This window comes from Commensalibacter melissae (assembly GCF_009734185.1).
Lineage (GTDB): Bacteria > Pseudomonadota > Alphaproteobacteria > Acetobacterales > Acetobacteraceae > Commensalibacter > Commensalibacter melissae.
In genome coordinates this window covers 418,730-442,667 of sequence record NZ_CP046393.1, presented here as the reverse complement: position 1 = coordinate 442,667, position 23,938 = coordinate 418,730, and the positions used below count along the sequence as shown (strand labels likewise).

At 37.3% G+C, this 23,938-nt stretch carries 26 protein-coding genes and 1 tRNA gene; 6 read left to right on the top strand and 21 right to left on the bottom strand.

The window, feature by feature from the left end; genetic code table 11:
* Positions 1-2: 2 nt before the first annotated feature.
* Together thiS and GN303_RS02005 are read right to left on the bottom strand one after the other, a co-directional pair.
* On the bottom strand, positions 3-200 hold the full coding sequence (gene thiS / locus GN303_RS02010; protein WP_110439500.1) for a sulfur carrier protein ThiS: 198 nt from the start codon (positions 198-200) through the stop codon (positions 3-5).
* 5 nt (positions 201-205) lie between these two features.
* A complete protein-coding gene (locus GN303_RS02005; RefSeq protein WP_110439451.1) occupies positions 206-1,126 on the bottom strand; it encodes an FAD-dependent oxidoreductase in 921 nt (306 codons plus the stop codon).
* 291 nt (positions 1,127-1,417) lie between these two features.
* On the opposite strand from GN303_RS02005, the gene cynS reads away from it, so the two are divergent.
* The gene (gene cynS, locus GN303_RS02000; RefSeq protein ID WP_110439450.1) at positions 1,418-1,861 is read left to right on the top strand and encodes a cyanase; all 444 of its coding nucleotides are present in this window, start codon (positions 1,418-1,420) and stop codon (positions 1,859-1,861) included.
* A gap of 77 nt (positions 1,862-1,938) precedes the next feature.
* On the opposite strand, the gene nrdG is transcribed toward cynS, so the two are convergent.
* From nrdG to GN303_RS01985, 3 genes are read right to left on the bottom strand one after another with little or no spacing between them, the layout of a single operon-like run.
* On the bottom strand, positions 1,939-2,445 hold the full coding sequence (gene nrdG, locus GN303_RS01995; RefSeq protein ID WP_110439449.1) for an anaerobic ribonucleoside-triphosphate reductase activating protein: 507 nt from the start codon (positions 2,443-2,445) through the stop codon (positions 1,939-1,941).
* Positions 2,432-2,599 (bottom strand): anaerobic ribonucleoside-triphosphate reductase, encoded by a 168-nt coding sequence (gene nrdD, locus GN303_RS01990; protein ID WP_110439499.1) that lies wholly within the window; start codon positions 2,597-2,599, stop codon positions 2,432-2,434. The genes nrdG and nrdD overlap by 14 nt, the downstream gene beginning before the upstream one ends.
* A 27-nt stretch (positions 2,600-2,626) precedes the next feature.
* Positions 2,627-4,675 (bottom strand): anaerobic ribonucleoside triphosphate reductase, encoded by a 2,049-nt coding sequence (locus GN303_RS01985; protein WP_110439448.1) that lies wholly within the window; start codon positions 4,673-4,675, stop codon positions 2,627-2,629.
* 453 nt (positions 4,676-5,128) lie between these two features.
* Between GN303_RS01985 and GN303_RS01980 the strand changes: the two genes are divergently transcribed.
* From GN303_RS01980 to GN303_RS01965, 4 genes are all read left to right on the top strand, one after another.
* On the top strand, positions 5,129-5,746 hold the full coding sequence (locus GN303_RS01980) for a LysE/ArgO family amino acid transporter (protein WP_110439447.1): 618 nt from the start codon (positions 5,129-5,131) through the stop codon (positions 5,744-5,746).
* Positions 5,747-5,871: 125 nt separating this feature from the next.
* Positions 5,872-6,021: a hypothetical protein gene (locus tag GN303_RS01975; protein ID WP_155566442.1), complete on the top strand. Its 150-nt coding sequence runs from the start codon at positions 5,872-5,874 to the stop codon at positions 6,019-6,021.
* Between the two features lie 37 nt (positions 6,022-6,058).
* Positions 6,059-6,196, top strand: coding sequence for a hypothetical protein (locus GN303_RS01970; RefSeq protein ID WP_156188442.1), 138 nt, complete (start codon positions 6,059-6,061; stop codon positions 6,194-6,196).
* A gap of 353 nt (positions 6,197-6,549) precedes the next feature.
* A complete protein-coding gene (locus tag GN303_RS01965) occupies positions 6,550-7,794 on the top strand; it encodes an N-6 DNA methylase (RefSeq protein WP_197037466.1) in 1,245 nt (414 codons plus the stop codon).
* Here GN303_RS01965 and GN303_RS01960 read toward each other — a convergent pair.
* From GN303_RS01960 to GN303_RS08820, 4 genes are all read right to left on the bottom strand, one after another.
* Entirely contained in the window at positions 7,791-8,444 is a 654-nt protein-coding gene (locus GN303_RS01960) for an MAE_28990/MAE_18760 family HEPN-like nuclease (protein WP_110439445.1), read from the bottom strand. The two genes, GN303_RS01965 and GN303_RS01960, sit on opposite strands and share 4 nt — an antisense overlap.
* Positions 8,445-8,473: 29 nt before the next feature.
* On the bottom strand, positions 8,474-9,601 hold the full coding sequence (locus GN303_RS01955; RefSeq protein ID WP_110439444.1) for a DUF262 domain-containing protein: 1,128 nt from the start codon (positions 9,599-9,601) through the stop codon (positions 8,474-8,476).
* Between the two features lie 210 nt (positions 9,602-9,811).
* On the bottom strand, positions 9,812-10,048 hold the full coding sequence (locus GN303_RS01950; protein WP_156188441.1) for a hypothetical protein: 237 nt from the start codon (positions 10,046-10,048) through the stop codon (positions 9,812-9,814).
* Between the two features lie 135 nt (positions 10,049-10,183).
* On the bottom strand, positions 10,184-10,366 hold the full coding sequence (locus tag GN303_RS08820) for a hypothetical protein (protein ID WP_197037465.1): 183 nt from the start codon (positions 10,364-10,366) through the stop codon (positions 10,184-10,186).
* 1 nt (position 10,367) lies between these two features.
* On the opposite strand from GN303_RS08820, the gene GN303_RS08815 reads away from it, so the two are divergent.
* Positions 10,368-10,598 (top strand): hypothetical protein, encoded by a 231-nt coding sequence (locus GN303_RS08815; RefSeq protein WP_197037464.1) that lies wholly within the window; start codon positions 10,368-10,370, stop codon positions 10,596-10,598.
* Between the two features lie 140 nt (positions 10,599-10,738).
* On the opposite strand, the gene GN303_RS01935 is transcribed toward GN303_RS08815, so the two are convergent.
* From GN303_RS01935 to GN303_RS01880, 12 genes are all read right to left on the bottom strand, one after another.
* Positions 10,739-10,999 (bottom strand): hypothetical protein, encoded by a 261-nt coding sequence (locus GN303_RS01935; protein WP_110439442.1) that lies wholly within the window; start codon positions 10,997-10,999, stop codon positions 10,739-10,741.
* A 62-nt stretch (positions 11,000-11,061) separates the two neighbouring features.
* Positions 11,062-12,258 carry a CotH kinase family protein gene (locus GN303_RS01930; protein WP_158523896.1) on the bottom strand — a complete coding sequence of 399 codons (1,197 nt, stop codon included), beginning with the start codon at positions 12,256-12,258 and terminating at the stop codon, positions 11,062-11,064.
* A 166-nt stretch (positions 12,259-12,424) separates the two neighbouring features.
* Positions 12,425-12,640 carry a hypothetical protein gene (locus GN303_RS01925; protein ID WP_110439440.1) on the bottom strand — a complete coding sequence of 72 codons (216 nt, stop codon included), beginning with the start codon at positions 12,638-12,640 and terminating at the stop codon, positions 12,425-12,427.
* Between the two features lie 101 nt (positions 12,641-12,741).
* Entirely contained in the window at positions 12,742-13,758 is a 1,017-nt protein-coding gene (locus GN303_RS01920) for a tail fiber domain-containing protein (RefSeq protein ID WP_110439439.1), read from the bottom strand.
* Positions 13,759-14,795: 1,037 nt separating this feature from the next.
* Positions 14,796-14,887: transfer RNA gene (locus tag GN303_RS01915), tRNA-Ser, on the bottom strand.
* Positions 14,888-14,976: 89 nt separating this feature from the next.
* On the bottom strand, positions 14,977-16,428 hold the full coding sequence (gene gatB, locus GN303_RS01910) for an Asp-tRNA(Asn)/Glu-tRNA(Gln) amidotransferase subunit GatB (protein WP_110439438.1): 1,452 nt from the start codon (positions 16,426-16,428) through the stop codon (positions 14,977-14,979).
* Complete coding sequence (gatA, locus tag GN303_RS01905; RefSeq protein ID WP_110439437.1) at positions 16,425-17,906, bottom strand: Asp-tRNA(Asn)/Glu-tRNA(Gln) amidotransferase subunit GatA; 1,482 nt, start codon at positions 17,904-17,906, stop codon at positions 16,425-16,427. Before gatA ends, gatB begins: the two co-directional genes overlap by 4 nt.
* Positions 17,906-18,181, bottom strand: coding sequence for an Asp-tRNA(Asn)/Glu-tRNA(Gln) amidotransferase subunit GatC (gene gatC, locus GN303_RS01900; RefSeq protein ID WP_110439498.1), 276 nt, complete (start codon positions 18,179-18,181; stop codon positions 17,906-17,908). Before gatC ends, gatA begins: the two co-directional genes overlap by 1 nt.
* Before the next feature lie 747 nt (positions 18,182-18,928).
* Complete coding sequence (locus GN303_RS01895; protein WP_158523895.1) at positions 18,929-19,240, bottom strand: DUF3892 domain-containing protein; 312 nt, start codon at positions 19,238-19,240, stop codon at positions 18,929-18,931.
* 1,392 nt (positions 19,241-20,632) lie between these two features.
* Positions 20,633-20,956 (bottom strand): YnfA family protein, encoded by a 324-nt coding sequence (locus GN303_RS01890; RefSeq protein ID WP_110439434.1) that lies wholly within the window; start codon positions 20,954-20,956, stop codon positions 20,633-20,635.
* A 9-nt stretch (positions 20,957-20,965) separates the two neighbouring features.
* Positions 20,966-21,478 (bottom strand): GNAT family N-acetyltransferase, encoded by a 513-nt coding sequence (locus tag GN303_RS01885; RefSeq protein WP_110439433.1) that lies wholly within the window; start codon positions 21,476-21,478, stop codon positions 20,966-20,968.
* Between the two features lie 169 nt (positions 21,479-21,647).
* Positions 21,648-23,273: an NAD(P)/FAD-dependent oxidoreductase gene (locus GN303_RS01880; RefSeq protein ID WP_110439432.1), complete on the bottom strand. Its 1,626-nt coding sequence runs from the start codon at positions 23,271-23,273 to the stop codon at positions 21,648-21,650.
* Positions 23,274-23,938: the final 665 nt, after the last annotated feature.

The following is a 23,938-nucleotide window of genomic DNA, read 5'->3' as shown; positions in this document are numbered from 1 at the left end:
AACTAACCTCCCTGCATTGGTGATACAACTTCGATTTTCATATTTTCCTGTAGCTGGGTCTCCTCATAACGTGCCCGAGGAATAAAATTTCCGTCGATCGCACTGGCAACACAAGATACCTCTATATTTTTTTCCTTCAGCAAATCTGCCAAAGTCTTTACCTGTGTTGTAATGAATTCGCCATTTAAATATAACTTCATTTTCATTATCCCAAAATTTTCCTCACGAAATCTAATGCCAGAACCGGAGCAAGTAAAAAGCCATGTCGATACATGCCATTGATATAAAATTTACCATCCTGTTCAATAATTTGTGGAATATTATCAGGAAAGGAGGGTCTGCATCCTGTTCCTGTTTCTACAATTCTTGCTTCAGCAAAGGCAGGATGAATTGCATATACTGAACTCAGCATTTCTATCAGGGCCCTAGCACTTATGGGACTATCATCATTGCTTTCCACCATTGTTGCCCCTACCATAAATCGGCCATTTGCACGAGGTACAAGATAACAGGGAAATCGCGGATGCAATAAACGAATTGGACGTAAAAAATTAACTTCGTGGCATTCAAAAATCAGCATTTCACCACGAACAGCCCGTAAATTTTTTAACGAACTGGTTGCCGCCATACCAGTACAATCAATGATCTTTCCTTTGGGCGAACCCGTATGAAAACTAACGCCCTTATTTTTTAAATTTTCTTTTAGTTCCTGCAAGGCCAAGCGAGGATCGATAAAAGCCTCAGAAGGAAAAAACAGCCCCTCAGAAAAACGACCCTTCAAATCTTTTTCTATCTTACCTGGATCAACCCATTCATGACAAATGGTCATATTGGCAAACCGTCTTAATTCAGACATATCTCGAGGCGGCGCAATGACAATAGTTCCGGTTTTTTTTACATTGCTGACATGATTATCCCACCACTCAACAGATAATTGTCCATTTTTTACGACAATATCTGGTGCACTTTCCCCTTCACAAAATGGTGCCAACATACCGCCGGCAAAATATGATGCGGCTTGAATATTTGGATTTTCAACAACCTCTATTTTTTCACCCTTTTCATATAAAGCTGTTGCAATACACAATCCTGTAACACCACTACCAAGAATAGACCAATAAGCCATTTATCCTACCTTATATAAATTGATCTCATAATCAATATTCAACTGATTATCATATGAAATGGATAAATAGAAAAGGAACAAGAAAGTGAATATGAACAATAAATAAATAAAATTTAATATTAATTAAATAATTATAAATTGAAAATTATAACACATAATTATAACAAAAAATAAAATATATACTTTAAAACTATTGATAGTAAAATTAAAATATCCAAATATCACATGTCATTAAATTATCAAATTTAAGAATATTCAACTCAATGTAACATTTTTTATTTGGAAATTATCATGAACCGTCTACAAATCACAGAAAAAATAATTCAAACCAAAATTAGTAAAGACATCAAATGGTCTTTTGTTGCCGAAACCTTAGGATTAAGTAAGGAATATGTTACAGCCGCTTGTCTCGGCCAAATGCCTTTAAATAAAGAACAGGCCGTTCTGATCGCTTCTATTTTTGATTTGACAGAGGAGGAAACCAATTGGTTAACCGTTCCACCTAATAGAGGAAGCCTTCCAACTGCCATTCCTTCTGATCCAACAATATATCGTTTTTATGAACTAATTAATGTATATGGATCAGCCATCAAGGAACTTATTCACGAAGAATTTGGAGATGGTATAATGAGCGCCATTGATTTTTCAATGAATATAACCAGAGAACCTAATCCCAATGGAGATCGTGTTAATATTCAACTTAGCGGTAAATTCTTACCTTATAAAAAATACTAGATTTTTCAAAAATATCAGTATTGTACTATAAATGATCCTTTATCCATCTATCGAGGATCATTTTTCATTAATTTAAATCAATATTTTAATTGATCTTTTATTCGTTGCCGATCCATTCTATATAGAATTCTTTGATTGGCACTGCCTCGAAAAGACAATTGCAAATCCCGTTGACTGATCTGAAATGGACCGTCAATCAAAATATCAATCAATTCCAATAAATGGATAATTGAAGGATTACATTTTCCCAGTTCCAATAATCGTTCATACGTATAACCCGTATAGGTAACCAGCGTTTTTCCTGTTTTCTTTACAATATTGGCAAGTAAAACAAGACTTTCCGCCTGCAAAAACGGTTCCCCACCCGAAAACGTCATGCCTGATAAAAGTGGATTATTCAAAAAGTCATTGATAATTTCTTGAATAGAAATTTCATAACCACTGTTTAGTGCATGTGTTTCAGGATTATGGCATCCGATACATTGATGAGGGCAACCCTGGGTGAAAACAACATACCTCAACCCAGGCCCATCCACGATAGATTCTGCTTCTATACCACTGATACGCAGTTTAGCTACAGCCATGCTTGACACGATCTTTTTCTTCTGCACGTTTGGCATTATTAAAACGGTCCAATGTACCAACCAAATATCCCGTTATACGGCGTGTCCTAGCAAAACTTATATCTTTTCCCACCATTTTGAATTTTTTTTGAACATGTTCTTTAGGTTTAACCATATTGCATTTGCCCATTATTAACCCTTTCTAATTATAATCTGGAACATTCGAATAAATCTGTCTTAATTCGTTCAATTTCGCGATACTGACCGCCTCACCATCTTTACGCCCGCAACGTGGGCATTCATTATCAATAACACCAACATACCCACAGACAGGATCTCTATCTAAAGGATGATTAATCGCCCCATAACCAATTCCAGATTGTTTCATGTAACGGATAATTATTTCAAACGCATCCAAATTTTTATATATATCACCATCAAGTTCGATATAAGTTATGTGACCACCATTGGTTAATTCATGATAGGGCGCTTCAAGTCGAATTTTTTCATGCGCTTTTACTGGATAATAAACAGGAACATGAAAAGAATTCGTATAATAATCCCGATCTGTCACTCCAGATATGACACCATATTTTTCACGATCCATAAGGACAAAACGGCCACTTAGACCCTCGGCAGGCGTGGCAATCAATGAAAAATTAAGTTTTGTTCTTTTTGCCACCTCATCTGTTTTTTTACGCATATGACTGACAATTTTTAGCCCTAATTCCTGCGCAATCTCACTTTCCCCGTGATGAAAACCCACCAAAGCTTTCAGGGTTTCAGCCAAACCAATAAAACCAATCGTTAAAGTGCCATGCTTTAGAACTTCAGCAACTTCATCATTTTCTGATAAATTTTCTGAATCTATCCATATCCCTTGTCCCATTAAAAAAGGGTAATTTTTCACTTTCTTACGACATTGAATTTGAAACCGATGTATAAGTTGACGAAAAGATAGATGAATCATTTCATCAAGCAACTGAAAAAATAAATCTGTATTACCTTTTGCCTTCAGAGCTAACCGTGGCAAATTGATTGACGTAAAGCTTAAATTTCCGCGGCCACATATTGTTTGTCTGTCCGGATCATAAACATTTCCCAAAACACGTGTACGACATCCCATATATGCAACTTCCGTTTTATAATCACCCTGTTTATAAAACACTTTATTAAAAGGAGCATCGATAAAACTGAAATTTGGAAAAAGACGTAAAGCGGACGTTTCCATCGCCAATTTGAATAGATCATAGTTTTTATCTATTGGATTAAAATTAATTCCTTCCTTTACTTTAAAAATCTGGACAGGGAAAATAGGCGTCTCACCATTACCGAGCCCCGCTTTTGTTGCCAGCAGAAGATTTCGAATAGCCATGCGACCTTCTTCAGAAGTATCCGATCCATAATTAATTGAACTAAAGGGAACCTGTGCCCCAGCACGTGAATTCATTGTGTTCAGATTATGTATAAACGCTTCCATCGCCTGATAAGTGCGTCTCTCTGTTGTACCGAGCGCTTTTTTACATGCAAAGTTATAAGCTTTCCTTATTATTTCTAAATCAACACCCAAATTCTCAAATTGATATAATTTTTCTCCATAAGATTCTAAAAATTGAAGGCCAATAACACCTATCCGATGCTCAACCTGATCTTGAAAAACATCAATTTCCACATTTCCCAATTGTGTTTCGATTTGCAAAAAAATTGAAAAAACCTTCCAAAATTCTTGTCTGAATGTCTTTTTAACTCCATCCGCCATTGCATAATCAAAGTTGGGAACACTTTGCCCTCCATGCATTTCATTTTGATTGGCCTGAATGGCAATACAGGCAAGCGCTGAATAACTCTCGATTGAATTAGGTTCCCTTAAATAACCATGCCCCGTTGAAAAGCCTTTTTTGAACAATTTAATCAAATCAATCTGACAACATGTTTCGGTCAACATGTAAAAATCCTTGTCATGAATATGAATGTCACCATTCTGATGGGCATGTGCAATTTTTTCAGGCAATATGTATTGATCTATAAAGAATTTTGATCCTTCGGAACCGTATTTCAACATTGTGCCCATGGCGGTATCCCCATCAATATTTGCATTTTCCCGCTTAATATCTTCATCCTGGGCCGCTGTAAAAGTCAATTTCTTGTAAATATCCATCAATCCAGTTTCATTTGAGAACACCGGATCAGGTTTCTGAGTGCTTAGAACAGGCTTCATCGCAATTTTGACATCTTCATCACGCGTTAACATATTCCAAACAACTCCCTGGTATTTATTTTACTCTACAGTTAATCAATTCCTATTTTGTGGGATCGAAACTAAAAATTCAAACAGGCTTACTTTGCATATTCAAGTCTACCGAATTCACCAGAAAAATAACTCAAAAAACAATTGAACCATTTTATATAAATATTTTCGAAACCTTTCTTTAATACTATATATTGTATGTAAAAATTTTTAAAGAACTATTTATAGATATTTTTTATTAAATTATCTATTTTTACTTGACTGTTGAATTTCATTTTATCCTATCCATCTGATCTATTTGAAACCTCTGCCAGAGCGACTAAATATTGAAAATTTATTCATTCATTTGACCTAGACACATGGATAAAATTTTCCAAATATATATAATCCTGGCCAGATCCAACCTCATTTTATACATCATTATATCTATTGATTATTATCCTTAAGAGACCGTTCATGAATTTATCAGCTGTCATATCTGGTTTCCTTACAACCGCCAGTCTGATTATGGCAATTGGTGCGCAAAATGCCTTTATACTGCGACAGGGATTGCAACAGAATTTTGTTGGCTTAATCATCATTATCTGTTCCCTGTCCGATATTTTACTGATTTCATCAGGCATTGCAGGAATTGGCAAGATTGTTCAAACCTGCCCTCAATTGCTTCAATTCTTCCGTTATGGAGGGGCATTGTTTTTGGCTGCCTATGGTTTAATGGCAGCCAAAAGAGCTCTGTCAACCGTTGAAACCCTAAATCCGACAAAAGAAAAAACGGCAAGCAGAAATAAAATAATATTGACCTGTTTGGCGTTTACCTTTTTAAATCCGCATGTTTATTTAGATACAATGATTCTGATCGGCAGCATTTCAACACGTTTTGCAGGTATTGGCAAATGGTTCTTTGGTATGGGGGCCTGTATGGCAAGTGTCACCTGGTTTACATTGCTTGGATATGGCGCAAAGTTTTTACAACCTTTTTTTCAAAATCCCCTGACCTGGAAATTGCTTGAGGGATTTATTGCATTGCTTATGTTTTTCTTGAGCTATATGTTAATTTTTCATTCAACAAACTGATAAATCCAGAAATCTGATTGATCACAATAAAAACCGTAATTCATTTGATATAAATGATAAAACACTTATTAATTTAACGAAATAGCATTATAATGTAACTGTATCATAATATAAGGAATTCAATTATGCTAAGAAAACTGGAAAAACTTATTTTATTTACTTTATTTGTTCTATTGGTTTACCGACTGGGCAAGGCCACAATTACATTGTCACAAAAGGAGAATGGCTGGTCCTTTGATATTGATTTTAAAACACATCCATTAGTTCAGAAATAAACTCTTGATCTATTAATTCGTTGGGAAAGTTCAAATCATGACCAAAAATAAAAAAACTAAAGTAGATAAAATTGCCCCCTCAAAAAAAACCGACAACATGCCCAATAATAATAAAAATGATAAGCTGATTCCTGATAAACCTTTGGTTGACAAAATCAACAAAAAAAATAAATAAACCTAATTAAATACAAATAAAGTCGTCTTGTTTAATTCCCTTTATTTGTATTTAATATTGATCATAATCAATGCTTTTGTTATTTATAAATTGTTTTTAATATAATATTATAGATAATAAGTTTTGTTATAGCATATCATTTATTATCAAATTGTATGTAATAAATGTAATCATTCATCATTCTTTCACATCAAATAATGTAAATTATTTAACTCAGGTTGTATAATTTCATTTATAACAATCACTGATTAACATAAAATTTTTCCTTTATTAAAAAGAATTTCAAATTTATTATAATTTTAAAAACTAAACTATAAGCTTTTAATGGTTATAATTTATAAAAAACTAAATTAATGATGAAATATTATATTCAAAAATTAATTCAATCAATAGAATCATTAGATATAAAAAATAATATAATAACCCTTGATAATATCAATTATATTATTCAACAAAAAAAAATAACCTCATTTGTAAAAAAATTAGGAGCATATTTTACTGAACAAAAGCTTGCAACCGTAACAGTTAACACATTTTCTAAACAAATTACACATAATTCAATTATCCTTGATCCAACATGTGGTACTGGTAATCTACTAATAGAAGCCTCCCGATGCCTACAAATCACATCTCATTTATCCTCTACATTAAAACAATGGGGGGAAACTCTTTGGGGCTATGATATCCATTCAGAATTTATAGAAATCACAAAATTAAATTTAATTATAGAAGCATTAAGAAGAGGTGCCATATTAGACTGCAGTATTCATCAAGGTTGTAATTTTTTACACAATATTCTACTGATTGATGCAATGCAGATTTCAGATATACAGGTTAAAAAAGTTACACATTTATTAATGAATCCCCCTTTTTTACAAATCAATTCGCCACAAAAAAACTATTGGAAAAAAGGTAAAGTCAATTCTGCTGGAATATTTTTAGATCATTATTTACGTATTTTACCGAAAAACTGTGAGATAGTTGCCATTCTTCCTGATATACTACGTTCCGGTTCCCGTTATCAATTATTTCGTAGTTTTGTTTCCAGCCACCTTATAGGTAACTGTCATATTTGGGGTCGTTTCTCTAACACTGCAGATATAGATGTTTTTATACTTTCTGGGAAAAAAAACTATTCAACTAAACATATTCAATGGACAAAACCTATTAAAAAAAATACATTATCGTTATCAGAAAAATATAATGTAAGAATTGGCCCCCTCGTAGCGTATCGAGATAAATGTGAAGGCAAAGATTACCCTTATTTTCATTCTAAAAACTGTAAAAATTGGACGATAATTACCAAAATTACAGAAAGACGAGCGTTTAAAGGTAAAGTTATTCAACCACCTTGTATTTTGATTAAAAGGACGTCTAGTCCTTCAGATAAGTTCAGAGCAGCAGCAGTTCTAATTAATTTAAAAGAACCTATTGCCGTTGAAAATCATTTAATAGTTGTTACGCCTAAAGATCATACTTTTAAAAGTTGCCAATATTTATTTAAAATATTATCCACGCAACAAACCAACGATTTTTTAAATGATCAAATTAGAACGAGACATTTGACCGTCAATGCCATTAAATCTATTCCTCTTTAATTGCCGATTAAAAATTTTTCATTTTTTGCATATTCAAGAATTTTATCATGAAAAAGTTGCATCATATTTAATAATCTATCTTTAATTTGTTCGTAAATCATTTCAAAATCAATATTATCCTCATTTTTCTTATCTCCATGAGCAATATTATTCCTATGTTGTAACAATTGTTCATTGATAAAGCCTAATTCGTTAAAATATAAATTTTCTGGAAATCCTAATTGCATCAAAATTTTTTTTATAGCATCATAATCTAAATTTCCTATATTTTTACATATCCTTTCTTGATTAATCTTAAATACTTCATTATTTTCCATAAAAAATTCATAAAATTTTTTTTGAGTTTTTATATCTTCAAAGTTATATTTATTATTATTTTTAAAATGTTTCCCTAAAGAAATTTGTTTAAAATTATTCTTAAGTTGATTAAACAAAAGATTTTTTTTATTTATATATTCTAAATATTGCTCAACACAATATTTAATATATCCTTCCCAATTAGCATAAGCTAAAGTAATAATAGATTTTAAAATAATTTTCTTACGATATTCACTAGCCATCTCATTAAAAATAAATGATAATTCTATGAATTCTCTTCGTCTCCAGTTTAAATCTTTATCAATTTTTTTTTCTAATGTCTCATATTTCATTTTAATATTCTATATTAGTAAACAGGCAATTAAGATCCAATCAATTCTTTTCCTTGTTTGACCATATTCTTCATTCTATCTATAGGTCTTATATTTCTTTCTAATGCAGGATCTTCAGATAACTTAGTAGCTCTATCTTTTTTTGCTTTTATAATTTTTTCTTCTAACTCTTCTGGTTTAACTACTTTATTTTTGTCGAATGCATAAGAAACACCATAAGATACCATTTCAAAAATGGGCATTGAAATAGCACCTGTATAATCTTTTTTCTCACTATTATATTTTTTAAACGCTTTCTCTCCAAAATATTTATTTAGATATTCGAATGTTTTATCAAATAATTTTTTCTCATTTTCGTAATCGTAATCATTATTTAATATAGTTGTAACAAACTGATTTAAATAAGGAGCAACATCTTGCAAAGAAGGATTCAAAGAATTGGAGGGGATATTTCGTAAACAGAGATAACGAACCACCAATTCATTATCATAACTTTCATTTTTCTGTCTTTCAGAAATAGGTAAAGTTTCTATAAAATCTTTGTTTTTAGCAAAATTTTCAATCCAATGCTGTGCATTTGCATTTACCATTAATAATAAAACGTTTCTTACTTCTTGATCACTTAATTTAGAACCACCCGTATTTAATCTTTGGAAAATCTCAAATTTTGTATCCGTTTCACTTTCACGCTGTAATATTTTTATATCAATTTTTTCCCTTTTAAATATTCTTTTTATATTTTTGTGTATAACATTATTATCACCTTCCTGTCCTTCCCAAACTTTATCCTGTAATTTTTTAAGATAATCCGTCGAAATAAGTTTTAAGGGAGGATAAAGTTCTGAAGTTTCATCTTCTTTTTTCAATTTTCCCATAAATTCTAAAATAGTAGATATACGTTGTAATCCATCTACCAGCTCCCAAATCCCTTCCTCATTCTGTGCAACAAAAATAGAAGGAAGAGGTATTCCTAATAAAATAGATTCTATAAATCTACTTTTTTGGAAGATTGTCCATCGATATAAACGTTGAAATTCTGGTCTAATTTTTAGATCACCATCATCATACATATTTACAATTTCACCAATAGACATAGGATAGGAATCAGTTCTTACTTTCAACCTTGCTGCATCAATTTCTTTTTGTAATTCATCCATTTTTTTTCCACATTTATAATCAAATTATTATTATTCATTAATAATAATATGAAAATATTATTTCAAAAATCAAACAATTTTGATGATATTAATCTTATACCTACTTCTAGAATTAAGTAATGGCTATGATCGGAATGACCCATGGGTCATGAATCTTGATCCACTCACAATTGTTCAGCCACCACCATTTGCAAAACTCATAGACTGTATTCATAATCCCTTATGACCCCCGCCAGTATCCTTGCCAGGGTGTAAAGGTTCACCAGAGCGAATGTTCCCCAGGCAACAATGCCAAAATGCCAGTGCCTCTCGTAGACAAGCATGTTCAGCATCCCCCATATGAAAAGGGATGCCGCCAGAAAAGAGGCCACACCCCTCCACCTGAAACTTCCGCACATCAATGAAACAAACTGCAGTGTCCCTGTAAGTATGAATGATCCTTCCCATATATAGGCCGGAAGGATAGCCCTGAATCCATTAATGAATGAATAGTGAAAGATGTTGCCGGCCATGAAATATGCAAGGGCATATATTCCCGTCATGACCAGCAGTATCGAGCTCCACCACTCACCCGGGCAATGGTTACGATGTTTTTGGTGCCGCCTGTTTTCCATTGGTGTCATCCCCGTTCTTTCCATCTTTTCCCGCCTGCCTGTCTGGCAGCCTGAAAGAGGCCAGCAGATGAATGATAGACCACAGCCCGTGCAATCCGCTTTTTGGATCAGGTTCTTTCCAGAACCGTATGACAAGGGTGCACAGGGTCACGATGAAAGTGACAACCGCGACAACGTCACCCGCCGTATTGCTGGGCAGGACATTGATGATATATTGTAGAAGCTCGGTAAAAAAATCCATTTGTTTTTTCCTTTTCTATTATGGATATAAAAAAACCACCCTAGCGGTGGCTGGTATCTCTGGTGTTCTGGCAGGCCATGATCATGTCACGCTGTCTTTTGTAATCCAGCAGGTAACGGCCGATCTCGCTGTCAGGTTTTAACGCCTTGATCTCGCTGGAAAGCTTTTCCTGTGACTGGGGCGTGTAATCCCTCAACGGCGGGCATTCAATCCGGTAGACAACGCGTGGCGATGACGAGCATGCCGCAAGAAAAACCGCCGCGAGTAAAATAATAGGTTTCATCAGAATTTCCCTTTCTCCAGCACATCTTCCAATTCCTCCATGTTTCCAGGTGAATGATTGGCTGCCTGCTGCATTGCCTGAACAGTCCGAAGGGTCTGCCGGTCATTTTTGATGACTTCATCCTGTGTCCTGATCAGGTTGTTCCTATTCGCGGCCCTTCGACCTGTCAGGTAAAGCAGTCCCGCCATGATCCACCCTTTCCCTTTCCCTTTCCATAAAAAAGAGCATACGGACTTGATAATGAGTATGATATTTTCCATCTGTCTTTCCTTTTCCAGACATAAAAAAACCACCCGTTAAGGTGGCTTCTCAATAAGAATAATCAATTATAGTACTTGAATTGCTGATCCAGCCATTGGATACGGCGTTTGGCAAAATTCATGATGAAACTGACCGACCATTTCTTTCCATCATCTGAAATAACCTTGCCATTTCCTATTCCGACATCTGCATCCATTGCCCATAATTCAAGGTCTTTCCTCATCATGTCAGGATTGATGAGATCGGTTGTATCCTTTATGATCCTGTTGAAGGTTTCAGCCGATATCTTTCCCGTGTCTCTCAGATAACGCCATCTCGCCCGTATTTCCGGTGTGAAACTGTTATGGATGGTTTCAAAGAATATCGGATCCTGCCGGTCAAACATCCTGTCCCGTTTCGTCACCCAGCCCATCTTGAAAGGATCAGTATCCCTGGCACTCAGGTATCGATCGACAATACCGAATGTCTGATCTTCATCGTAGGGATATATATACATGACACCCGATACCGACGTGGCATTCCAGCTGCATAGCATGAAATTGTTCACCAGACTGTCAGGGGAAAAACAGACCTCGCAGAGCAGGATATAGTCAATGAAACATTCAAGATCGATATATTCCCGATATGTCTCCTTCATGTTCACCCTACCCGCGATACAGTCCGAAGACCATCGCAGGAATCTTTTCAGGAAACTGACACTATCATCCGTATTCGGATCGGGCGAGTTTATTTCCCATTCTGGAGGATTATAGTTTCCGTCTGTCCAGAACGTGTTGGCATGATCGGGCTGGGCAAGAAAATGCCCCGGGTTTGATGAATCAATCAGGTACTGATCATTGTCATTGTCAGACCTTATTATATACATCCCAAGGAATTCCCCGTCATGATACAGCTCGCATGGAAAACCGGCCGTTGAAAACAGCACTGATGTTCTCATTCCGAGATTGTCCCTGTCATAATAGGAATAGGCGGATTCAGGGGCAAGGTAGCCTTTTTCATCCCTATGAAGATTTCTCCATATTTCCGTGGTGATTGTGTCTCTCAACAGGGTTCTGTCTGCCGCATAACCCTTCAGAACCAGACCATTCAAAGGTGTCCAGTCCCCTATTTTTACCTTTAGTTTTTTACCTGTCTCCACATTCCTGAACTTTATCTTGAAGTTTTTCTTGGTGGCGTTCAGGCTTGTCTGTCCCTGCAGTTTCCATGTTCCTGTGGAAGAAAACAGGGGTATTGTTCCCTCGAAAACGGATACACTCATGTCCACACCGTCCTTGCTTGTTGGAATATCTCCCCTGATAGAAACCCTCCATGGCCTGTTCGGTTTCGATATCACGATATAGTCCCAGTCACCCGCCGTATTGTCATTTCCATACTGGACAAGGCTGCCGTTATTGACAAATCCTGTTGTGGGTTGTTTAGCTAGATCAGCCATAAATCAGTCTTCCATAAAATTGAGATGTAGCATCGAACATAATTTCCATGATGGTCATTATTGATGCCCTTGTGTCGATAAAAGGTTGCCTGTCCTGCCCGTAAATGGGTGTATCAAATTCAACAATACAATTTCCGTCACCGAATTGTAGCAACACGATAGTCATACGCTGCATCTGGCTTGTTTGCTGACTTGCAAAAGAAATCACGTATATGTTTTACACCTGGACATGATAGGCAATATCATCCTAATCGGGATAATCCAGACTGATGTCTGGTTCCCTACCGAAAATATTGTAGATGGTTGTTATTATTTACCGTTCTTTACCTGTAATGATGCGACCTGTTTTTCCAGTCTGTCGATCTTCTGTTTCATGGATTGTATCAATACGCAAAGTACTTCTTCATATCGCAGGGATTGACGATATGCCTGTTTCCCATTCTCATCCAGAACAGGTTGGTACTCGCTTCTGGTTACAGCTTTCCCGCTGGCATCCTTTTTTCCGGTATCGACCTCAATGCTCCTGAAAACCCTGTCCTGAATCCACATACCGTAATCAGATGGCTTCAGCCCCGCATCTGTCAGAACCCTTTCGACATCCTGGGCAATAAAACCGTTATGCAGACGCGCCTTGTCCTCACCTTTCTCATTGATGGAATCATTCAGTTTGTAGGTATGGATATTCAGATTATAGATTGCATCCAGCAATTTTTGATTGTCTGCATACCTGTCATCGCCAAGGTTGGCAAGAACCTTCTTTTCACTCGCATCAGATGTGACACTTACCGCGGTTTTTGAATAAATGTTGTTCCAGGCATGGTCATTCATGCCAAGATCACTACTTCCATCACTATCCGCATGAAATGCATGCCCCATAAAGGCTTTATAAAATTTATCTTCAGTGGTCCATATGGCTTCTCTCCCAATAATCGTATTATTCAGAACATAATTAAAATAAATTGAATTGACTGGTGCAACAAATGTATTGCCGTTCTCGTCAATTTTATGACTAAAAAACAGATTAACGATACCATCATCCTGAATACCGAATATATTTGATTTATTTTTATCCAATATTGTAGGATTACCCGCCGTAAACGCATCTTTTTTATTAAAATAAACTTCTGTGTCAATATCTTTTATTTTTTCGGCAACCTTTTCAACTGAATGCTTGGTATCAACAGATGTTTTGGAAATTCCAACAATCTGGCTAGTTATTTCATCAAGAGATTTAGCCAAAGTTGATAACTTTTGTGATGTGTTCTTTCCATCAGTACAAACAGTACATGCGGAGAGATCCAGATCCTTTGGAGAATGATTAACCATTCAAATATCCTATTAAATTAAATTTTGATCAATAAATTACAGATTCACAACAAGCTACTGTTTTTAAATTAATTCTTACTGTCAGCGCTTCTCAAATAACTGTCTTCTGTCGCAATCTTGACGTCATATCCACCATCATTACCCACAGGATGACTACAGTTCATATCAAGTATCTTAAAATACAACTATATAAAATGAGATCAGGTTCTTTATTTAAACTTTTTCTTTAGATAAAAACACGAGTGATTGAGCAACTTAATAAGATGTTGTTATTGTATTTGACACTTTTTTTTATTTAACGGTCAAGTTTTCTAAAATAATCTCATAGAAAAACCTCTAAAGAAATTTTTGCTACTTTCTTCTTAACGCCAAAACACATAAGTGTTTTTAATGATTTATTTCAAATATAGACTTTTCTCAATATCTAGCTATATTTTTAACTTTATCCATTAAAATTGATATACCCCAAGATAGAAAAAATATACCTTAATATTAAATGCATTCAAATGTTTAATTATTATGGGTAATGAATAAAAGATTTTCACATCTTCAAACAAAAGAGTTTATCTTTTTTATTAAATTATATTTTAAACACCATATTTAAGAATTGGTTTTTGTGATAACCAGGTATAAACCGCGTTCATAAAGCTTGTTTCTACCCTTTTCCTGATATTTGGCTGTTTTTATGGCTTTATCCGTTAACATCGATATACCCCAAGATGAAAAATCATATACCCCAATATTAAATGCGTTCAAATGTTTTATAATGTGGGATAATGTTTGGAAGTTTACTAAAAAATGAGGGTTTTCTGCGGAAAATATAAGGTAATGTGGGATAATGTTTTTTAACTGTCAGAATTAACCTTTGAATCTGTCAACACGATTTGTACCCACTTTCCTTGAATTTGTACCCACTTTTGTACCCACTTTTTATCGCATAATCTGTCATGAACTGGCAAGAATATGATAGGTAAATATGGATTTTTTAGGAAAAACAAGGTATTTGTCAGTAATTGGCAATATTCAACATATGTAACTGGCGGAGGGGATGGGATTCGAACCCACGGTACGGCTTACACCGTACAACGGTTTAGCAAACCGTCGCCTTCAGCCACTCGGCCACCCCTCCGCAAGAAGAGCCTGCCTATAACACGACGTTTGCTTTTACCGTTTCTAATCATTTATTCGAGAACTGTCAATTTCCTTTTTCAATTTTTATCAAGATAAATGCTTTTTTAAAAGCTCATTGACTATTGCGGGATTGGCTTTCCCCTTCATTTCCTTCATAACCTGTCCGACAAAGAAACCAAAAAGCTTGTCTTTACCTGATTTATATTGTTCAACCTTATCTGCATTGACTGACAGAATATCGGCAATCACTTTATCAATTGCCGTAGTATCCGTTACCTGTCTCAAACCTTTGCGTTCCACGATATCCGCAGGCATATCACCTGTTTCAACCATATCCTCAAAAACCTCCTTGGCAATCTTACCATTGATGGTTTTATCAGCGATCAAGTCCAGCAAAACACCAATTGCCTCAGCCTTTACAGGACTTTCTTGGATTGACAGACCCTTTTTATTCAGTACGGCAAACAGTTCACCTGTGACCCAATTAGCGGCCAAACGCCCATCCCGACCCTTTGCAACAATTTCAAAAAAATCGGCAATGTCTTTTTCAGCTACCAGAACATTGGCATCATAACGGGGCAATCCATACTCATTCTGGAAACGGTCTCGTTTTGCATCCGGCAATTCAGTCAGGGTTGCCTTGAGATGGTCAACGTGGGATTGCTCAACGACCAGAGGCAGCAAATCCGGATCTGGGAAATAACGGTAATCATGGGCGTCTTCCTTGCTACGCATCGTACGGGTTTCCCCCCTGGCAACATCGAATAAACGGGTTTCCTGATCCACCTCTCCCCCATTTTCATAAATTTCCACATGTCTTTTGGCTTCAATTTCAATTGCCTGCATGACATACCGAATGGAGTTGATATTTTTCAATTCGCAACGCGTACGATATTCCTCACCGTGCTTACGGACAGACACATTCACATCCGCACGCATTGATCCCTCCTCCATATTTCCATCACAAGTACCCAAATAGCGCACAATCGCACGGATTTTGCGTAAGTAGGCACCTGCCTCTTCCGGTGAGCGCATATCCGGCTCACTGACAATCTCCATCAAAGCCACACCAGAGCGATTTAAATCAATACAGGTCTCTTTTGGGGCAAGGTCATGAATGGATTTTCCAGCATCCTGTTCAAGATGCAAACGGGTAATACCAATCTTCTTGACCGTACCGTCATCCAGTTCGATCTCGATTTCACCCTTGCCAACAATAGGATGCGTAAATTGAGAAATCTGGTATCCCTGTGGCAAATCGGCATAAAAATAATTCTTGCGGTCAAAACGACTTACCAGATTAATCTGGGCATTTAACCCAAATCCTGTACGAATGGCCTGATCAACACATTCACGATTGATGACGGGCAACATACCGGGAAAAGCGGCATCAACAAGACTGACCTGCGTATTGGGTTCACCACCAAAATGCGTGGAGGCACCTGAAAACAATTTGGCCTTACTGATAACCTGGGCATGGACTTCAAGACCAATAACAACTTCCCAGGATCCTGTTGACCCTTCAATCACATAACTCATAGGGAAACTCCAGAACGAATGGCGGGTTTATATGTGAAATTGGCAGCTTTTTCCATTGCTGACCCAACAGCAATCAGGGTCTCCTCATCAAATGGACGACCCAGCAACTGCAAACCCAGGGGAAGACCCTGGTCATTTAACCCGGCCGGCAAGGCCAGACCAGGCACTCCGGCCATACTGGCGGGAACGGTGAAAATATCATTCAGATACATTTGTACGGGATCATCCTGATGTTCACCTTTGGCAAAAGCGGCTGATGGTGCCGTTGGTGTCAAGAGAACATCCACCTTTTCATAGGCATTCATGAAATCCTGATAGATAAGTTTGCGAACCTTCTGCGCCCGGAGATAATAGGCATCGTAATAACCGGCCGACAACACATAAGTACCCATCAAAATACGGCGTTTCACCTCTGTACCAAAACCCTCTCCGCGTGTATTCGCATAGAGTTCCTCAAGACTTTTTCCACTGACACGGCGACCATAGCGCACCCCGTCATAACGGGCCAGATTAGATGAGGCTTCAGCAGGGGCAATGATATAATAGGTGGCCAATCCGTATTTAGTATGAGGCAGGGAAACATCCACGATCTCGCAACCGGCCTCTTTCAACCAGTCAATTCCCTGCTGCCAGATTGCCTCTATTTCAGATGACATGCCAGGAGCGCGATATTCTTCTGGAATACCCACACGCAACCCCTTCAATGAACGGTTACAGGCTGCACGATAATCCGGAACCGCCCTGTCCACGCTTGTGCTGTCTTTTGGATCAAAACCGGCCATTGATTGCAACAAGATTGCACAATCCTCAACGGTTTTTGCCATGGGCCCAGCCTGATCAAGCGAGCTGGCAAAGGCAATAATGCCCCAACGACTGCATCGCCCATAGGTTGGCTTGATTCCGGTGATACCGCAATATGCTGCCGGCTGACGAATGGAGCCACCCGTATCCGTTCCAGTTGCCCCCAGAGCCATCCGCGCCGCCACGGCAGCCGCGGAACCACCAGAAGAGCCGCCGGGAACCAGAAACGCATCATCATTTTTGCGTTTCCATGGATTTTCAACGGCACCGAATGCCGAATTCAGGTTGCCGGATCCCATTGCGAATTCATCAAGATTGGTCTTGCCCAAAAAAACGGCTCCATTCCTCAATAAATTCGAGGTCACCGTACTTTCATAGGGTGGAACAAAATTTTCCAAGATACGGCTGGCGGCGGTTGTTGGAATATCCCTTGTACAAAAAAGATCCTTGATCGCCAAAGGAATACCGGTCAGTACCGGCGCATCCCCCGAAGCCAGTTTTTCATCTGCCACCCTAGCCTGACCAAGGGCGACCTCTTCCGTTACCGTGATATAGGCATTGATCCGGCTGTTTAACTGACCAACCGCTTTCAGATGATCCCGTGTCAATTCCTCCGCGCTGAATTTCTTTTGACGCAGGCCCTCGACCGCGTCTGTAATCGTCATTTCTGTCAGCATTATTCAACCACTTTCGGAACAGCATAAAAATCGGCGATACGTTCTGGAGCATTGGATAAAACAGCCTCACGGCAATTGCCATCAGTGACCTCATCCTCACGCATTCTCAATTGTGCATTTTCTGCCCCAACCATTGGTTCAACCGCAGAAACATCCAGCTCGTTCAACTGCTCAACCCAGTGTATTATACCCCCCAAATCCCGGGCATAGGTTGCCACTTCTTTTTCCTTGACGGCAAGTGCAGATAATTTAGCGACCCGTTGGACAATCTTCATGTCCAAGGAATCATCCTTTTGCTTATCAGTCAATTCTTCCCTCACAATAGTAATAAAATTTCAAAATGAAAAAATCAATTTTAATCCATCTATATCAAAAGATCAAAACAAACCTTTTTCCCAAATATTCATATTAGCTATTTAAATTGGCCGGATGGGATTACAATATTAAAGGGGGCAAAAGAATAACGGTTTGCGGAAACCAGACCATGCAAAAAGGATAAAAAAAACTGAATGATTTTTTCACTCGATATTCCAGAATCTGATTCAGAAATACCTAATAAGCAAAATCATCCAGCCTGAAATTTATTGATAAAAATATTTCCATTAATGCTAGGTACAAATCCCTTGTATCAATGATAATATTGAATCTATAAATATAAAATTAACGTTAAATAACCTAAGAAATTAAAGTAATAAATTACAATTACATTAAAATCAAATCAAAATTCAGGTAAATTACCTAAATTATCTTTTAGTTACAAAGTTTTTATCACATTCCCAGATTTGTAATTTGACAATATGAGAATGATCAATATTGTAACTTAATGCTGTAAAAATTTAGTTCGTGCATTTACTCATAATAAATACTCCTTAAATTAATGATATTAAATAATACATTATTTCACCGCAACGATCTAATCACAACTGTTTAACATTATAACTAGGTAAAATTAATAAAATTTGCTTAAATGAAAATAACCGATAATGGATAAACTGGATGTATTGGACATATTTACGTGAACATTACAATTCGGGCAAATTTCCCAGATTGTCACGGGTTTCCGGATTGGCATCGGTTCGCAGGAATTTTTCATTTCCAACCATTACAATACCGACATCACCACCCTTTTCCCATTTCCCATCCTCACCCTTATATTCGGTGATAAAAACCAGGTTCTCATTGTCAATGGCATTAATGATATCAGCCCTTGACCGTATATCCGGGCCGATCAGTTCGGCCCCGATATGTCGCCAGCACTTGAATGCAACGATATGTGAACGTTCATTATTGTATCTTACTTCGGTAATTACGTAATCCACCCATTTATTCATCATAAAATACTCCATAAATATAACGATCTTTAACAATATATTAACTACATGAAACGATCAAATCACGAAATTATCAAATTTTTGTTAGGAGAAATAACATTTGCGCCATTAAACTGAATGGACAATAATAAACGGATTTTAATATATATTTGAAATAACTCATTAAATCGAATTTCAGATATAGAATCCATTCCGATACGAATAACCTTTTTATCCGCAATAAAGGGAACGGGACAAATTTTAATTCGTTTAAAAAATTATTTGCAAAAGGGAATTTTACACGTATAGTAACAGGAGCATCCGGCGAATAATGCCTTGATGCGGTTGAATAAGATGCTACAACATCTTACCCAACCTAATCATCACAGACCAAGTTTTGAACGGAATCTGCAATGACTGATTTGAATTTATATCACACTGTTAGCCCTTTCGCTATCACCAAAAATAAATTTTATTCAGAAACCAACCCTCTCATTCTGCGGTTTACTGCACATTTGGGGAACAGGGCCGTTTGTTCGCTGGATGTCGCATTTATTTAATTTCCATTAAATTGTTAAGGAGAACCAACGAATGAATTTACTTGTATATTTACCATTTCCATCAGGATTCACGTAAATGGCCGTTCCCTTGCTTAATTGTTTTTAAAATACAAAAATTTTATTTCCCCCGGTTTCATGACCCTGAAGAAGCCATTTTCTACCGGGGGAATATATGAGATATTTCAATAATTTTCAGGTTATTTCCGTATTTTTATAAACAGTGTTATTTTCATTCATGCAAATGTTGTATTGAACAGAATTTTGTCTCCAGATTTTCCCTTTTCATTTCATAAAATCTTTTTTTCAAGGAATTTATTTTGATAAATCCGACATGATCCTGTCACTGGATAAAATTGAAAATCTGGATATCAGTTCCCATCATTTTTCAATAAAATCTTATGGTATAAAAGACCCTGTTATTTTTCGATTCCGAAATATTTATTATTGTTTCAAAAACGATCAATTTTTTTTGAAATTTTGCCACTTTATAAAAAAAACCTTTGTTTTCCAAGCATTATCTCTTTTATTTTACTATCTTTTATAGGAAAATCGTGGGTATCAATATTGACGCAACCGGTCATAAATTGTATAAAAGTCATGTGATTTCATATATTAGCTCATAGTAGTTGGTATTTCATTGTTTGAGTTCAAATTTATAGGCTGATTTTTTCATCGAGAAATTTCTTATAACTGAATTCATTAATAACCTTTTGTGAAATATCTTTTATTACGTTGATATTTATTTTAAGCACTTTTTTACCCAGGCATTTTATTATTATTTGCCTGGGTTTTTTTTAAGTTTAGATATTCAACCCGCTTTGTCCCAAAACTACATTCCATTGATCTCTACGGTTGATCACCCCCTGGGCATGAACAAGATAATGGATACTCCAGCCAAACAAATCAGCATTCCCAGAATATCCCACCGATCCGGTCGTGTATTTTCAACAATCCATAACCAGAACAGGGAACATAAAATATAAATTCCACCATATACAGCATAGGCACGCCCCGCCAGATCAACCTCCACCAACGTCAGCATCAGGGCAAAAAATGCCAAACTGGCCATTCCGGGCACGAGCCACAAGGGCGACTTCCCCAACCGTGCCCATACCCAAAAAGAAAAGCAACCGGCAATCTCGGCAAAAGCCGCAATACAATAAAAAAACAGGGATTTCATAAAATTATCCTACTCCTGAGGAATGCCAATCAGAAGTTTTTCCATATAAACTGCATCCTGACCATAGGTCATCAATTTACTCTGCAACTTTTCGGGGGGAACAATTGCCTCAAATCCCTGTTTCTGCCAAAAACGGAAGGAATCCTGAATGGAAACAAGGGATGCATGACGGAATTTTTTCTTATGAGCAATATTCATGAATTGCCGCACCAAAATACATCCAACTCCCAGCCCTCTTGATTCTGGATGAACGGCCAAATCATGCAGATAAAGGCAATCCGCCCCTCCTGCCAAATCGCAAGCTTCGCTATCCAGGGCGGGAGTTTCACCCGACATGACGGGAATGGCCAGCAAATACCCCCTGACCATATCTCGCTCTTTCACCACAAAACAGGTATCAGGACTGGCAATGATTTTTGAAGCCATAGAAAGCCGTGATTCAGGCTCAATCGCATAATAACATAACATTTGAATGGCCATTATCTGATCAAGATCAGCCAATTGAGCGGCATGAATTTTCATTATGCAGATTTCTTTCCTTTATTGTCTTATCATTTCCATCGTCCGACTTTAACCCAATATTCAAAAATCATCAAAGTGAACATTGAAACATTAATTATGAAGGTTGCAAAGATGAATCCGGATCACATCCCAAACCAACAGTTTGTCTGTAGGGATGTAATCCCCGGATCTACTGATGATTGTCGTGGATATTCTGGGCAACTTTTTCGGCAATCTTTATCCCGTCAATGGCCGCAGACATGATACCGCCCGCATATCCAGCCCCCTCTCCCGCAGGATAAAGTCCGGAAGTATTGACACTTTGCCCATCATCCATTCTTGGAATACGAACTGGCGAGGATGTTCGCGTTTCCACACCAGTCATTACAGCATCAGCAAAATTGAATCCGGACAATTTACGATTAAATGCCGGTAATGCCTCCCGTATTCCATTGATAACAAATGAAGGCAATATCTCCGCAAGATCATCGGGTTCCACCCCCGGTTTATAAGAGGGAACAACCAAACCCAATGTCCGGGTTGCCCTTCCAAGCAAAAAATCCTCCACCCGCTGAACCGGCGCTTTGTAATTCGCACCCCCCAGCTGAAAGGCTTTCCGCTCCAGATCTCTCTGGAAGGCGATACCCGCCAGGGGATGGCCTGCATAATCCCGTTCAGGCTTAACACCCACCACGATTGCAGCATTGGCATTTCTTTCCGCCCTGGAATACTGGCTCATTCCGTTTGTCACTATCCCCCCCTCTTCCGAGGCCGCCGCAATCACCGTTCCCCCCGGACACATACAAAAGGAATAAACCCCCCGTTTGTCTGCATCATGATGCACCAATTTATAATCGGCCGCCCCCAACAGCTGATGTCCCGCCTGTGAACCAAAACGGGCCTTATCAATCAGGGTTTGCGGATGCTCAATTCTGACACCAACAGAAAAAGGTTTTGCCTGAATCTCCACGCCATCCTCATAAAGGGCATGCATCATCTCCCGCGCACTGTGTCCAGTCGCAAGAATAATGTGATTTGTCTGTATTTCCTGCCCATCCACCAATCGAACCCCGACAATCTGGCGATTTTTATTCATCAAAATCTTTTGTACATAAGTATTAAACCGGTACTGACCACCAAAAGATTCTATTTCCTGACGAATTTTCTCAACCATACTGACCAACCGAAACGTACCAATATGGGGTTTGGATACATAAAGAATTTCCTCTGGCGCACCTGCCCTGACAAATTCTGTCAAGACCTTGTGACCATAATGATACGGATCACTGATCTGCGTATGAAGTTTGCCATCGGAAAAGGTTCCCGCACCTCCCTCTCCATATTGGACATTGCTGTCAGGATTGAATTTTGACTGACGCCAAAATGCAAAAGTGTCGACCGTTCTTTCCCTGACCGCTTTCCCACGTTCAAGAATCAAAGGACGCAAACCCATCTGTGCCAGTAACAATCCCGCCATAAACCCGCAAGGCCCCGCACCAATAACGATAGGACGAACATAGCTGGCCTGACTAGCAATTTTTTCACCAGTCTGCCGGGACATCACGAACTGATACCGAACCTCTGGTGTTTTTGATAAATTGCGATCCAGGGAATGATTGCGTAAAAATTCCTCTTCATTATCAATGGAACAGTCAATGGTATACACCAGTTGAATGTCCCCCCGTCGGCGTGCATCATATCCCCGCCTTATTACCTTATACTCGCTGGGAAATTGTTTTAGACGATTATACAAGGCCTGTTTCAAATCTGCTTCATCATGATCCAAGGGCAGTTTCACTTCTGTAACTCTAATCATCTTTAAAACCAGATTTTCTTTTCATCCTAATGGTTCTTATCTTCTTAAATCCCTGATTGCAGGATGTCGCTGTTTATATCCTGAACAATCCCTAAAAGACAATCATTAAAATAGGATTCAAATACCCATATTCAATACAATTTCCATAGATTGACAAAACAGGGAAATGACCAATCAAAGACACAAAGTCCTCCATCCACACTTTACATCAAACATTATGTCATAATGTATCGAAATATTTATGCTGTCCATAATAATAATTCATTATACATATCAACAATCTTGTCATATAAATAATGATTAATTGACTTAATTAAATTGTAATTAAGTCAATAGCTATATAAACATAATAATAAAAAAGTTTTTAAAAATGAAATTTTATAATCCCCGTTAATTCTCCATACCAAATACACAAAATAAAAATTATAGAAATGCTTTATTTTTACAAATAATAAATCTTATTATCACTATAGTTTAATTATAATTTTTCTATAAAATATATAAATGAAAGAATAAAATTCTTTTCTATTTATAAAAAAGACTTCCATTTTATTTATGGAATAAAATTCGCAATATTTCTTGACTTTAATTGAGTATACATAATATGTAGTTATTGTTTTATGAAAATTAATCATGAAGTTTTTATAAAAATCACGTTATCATTC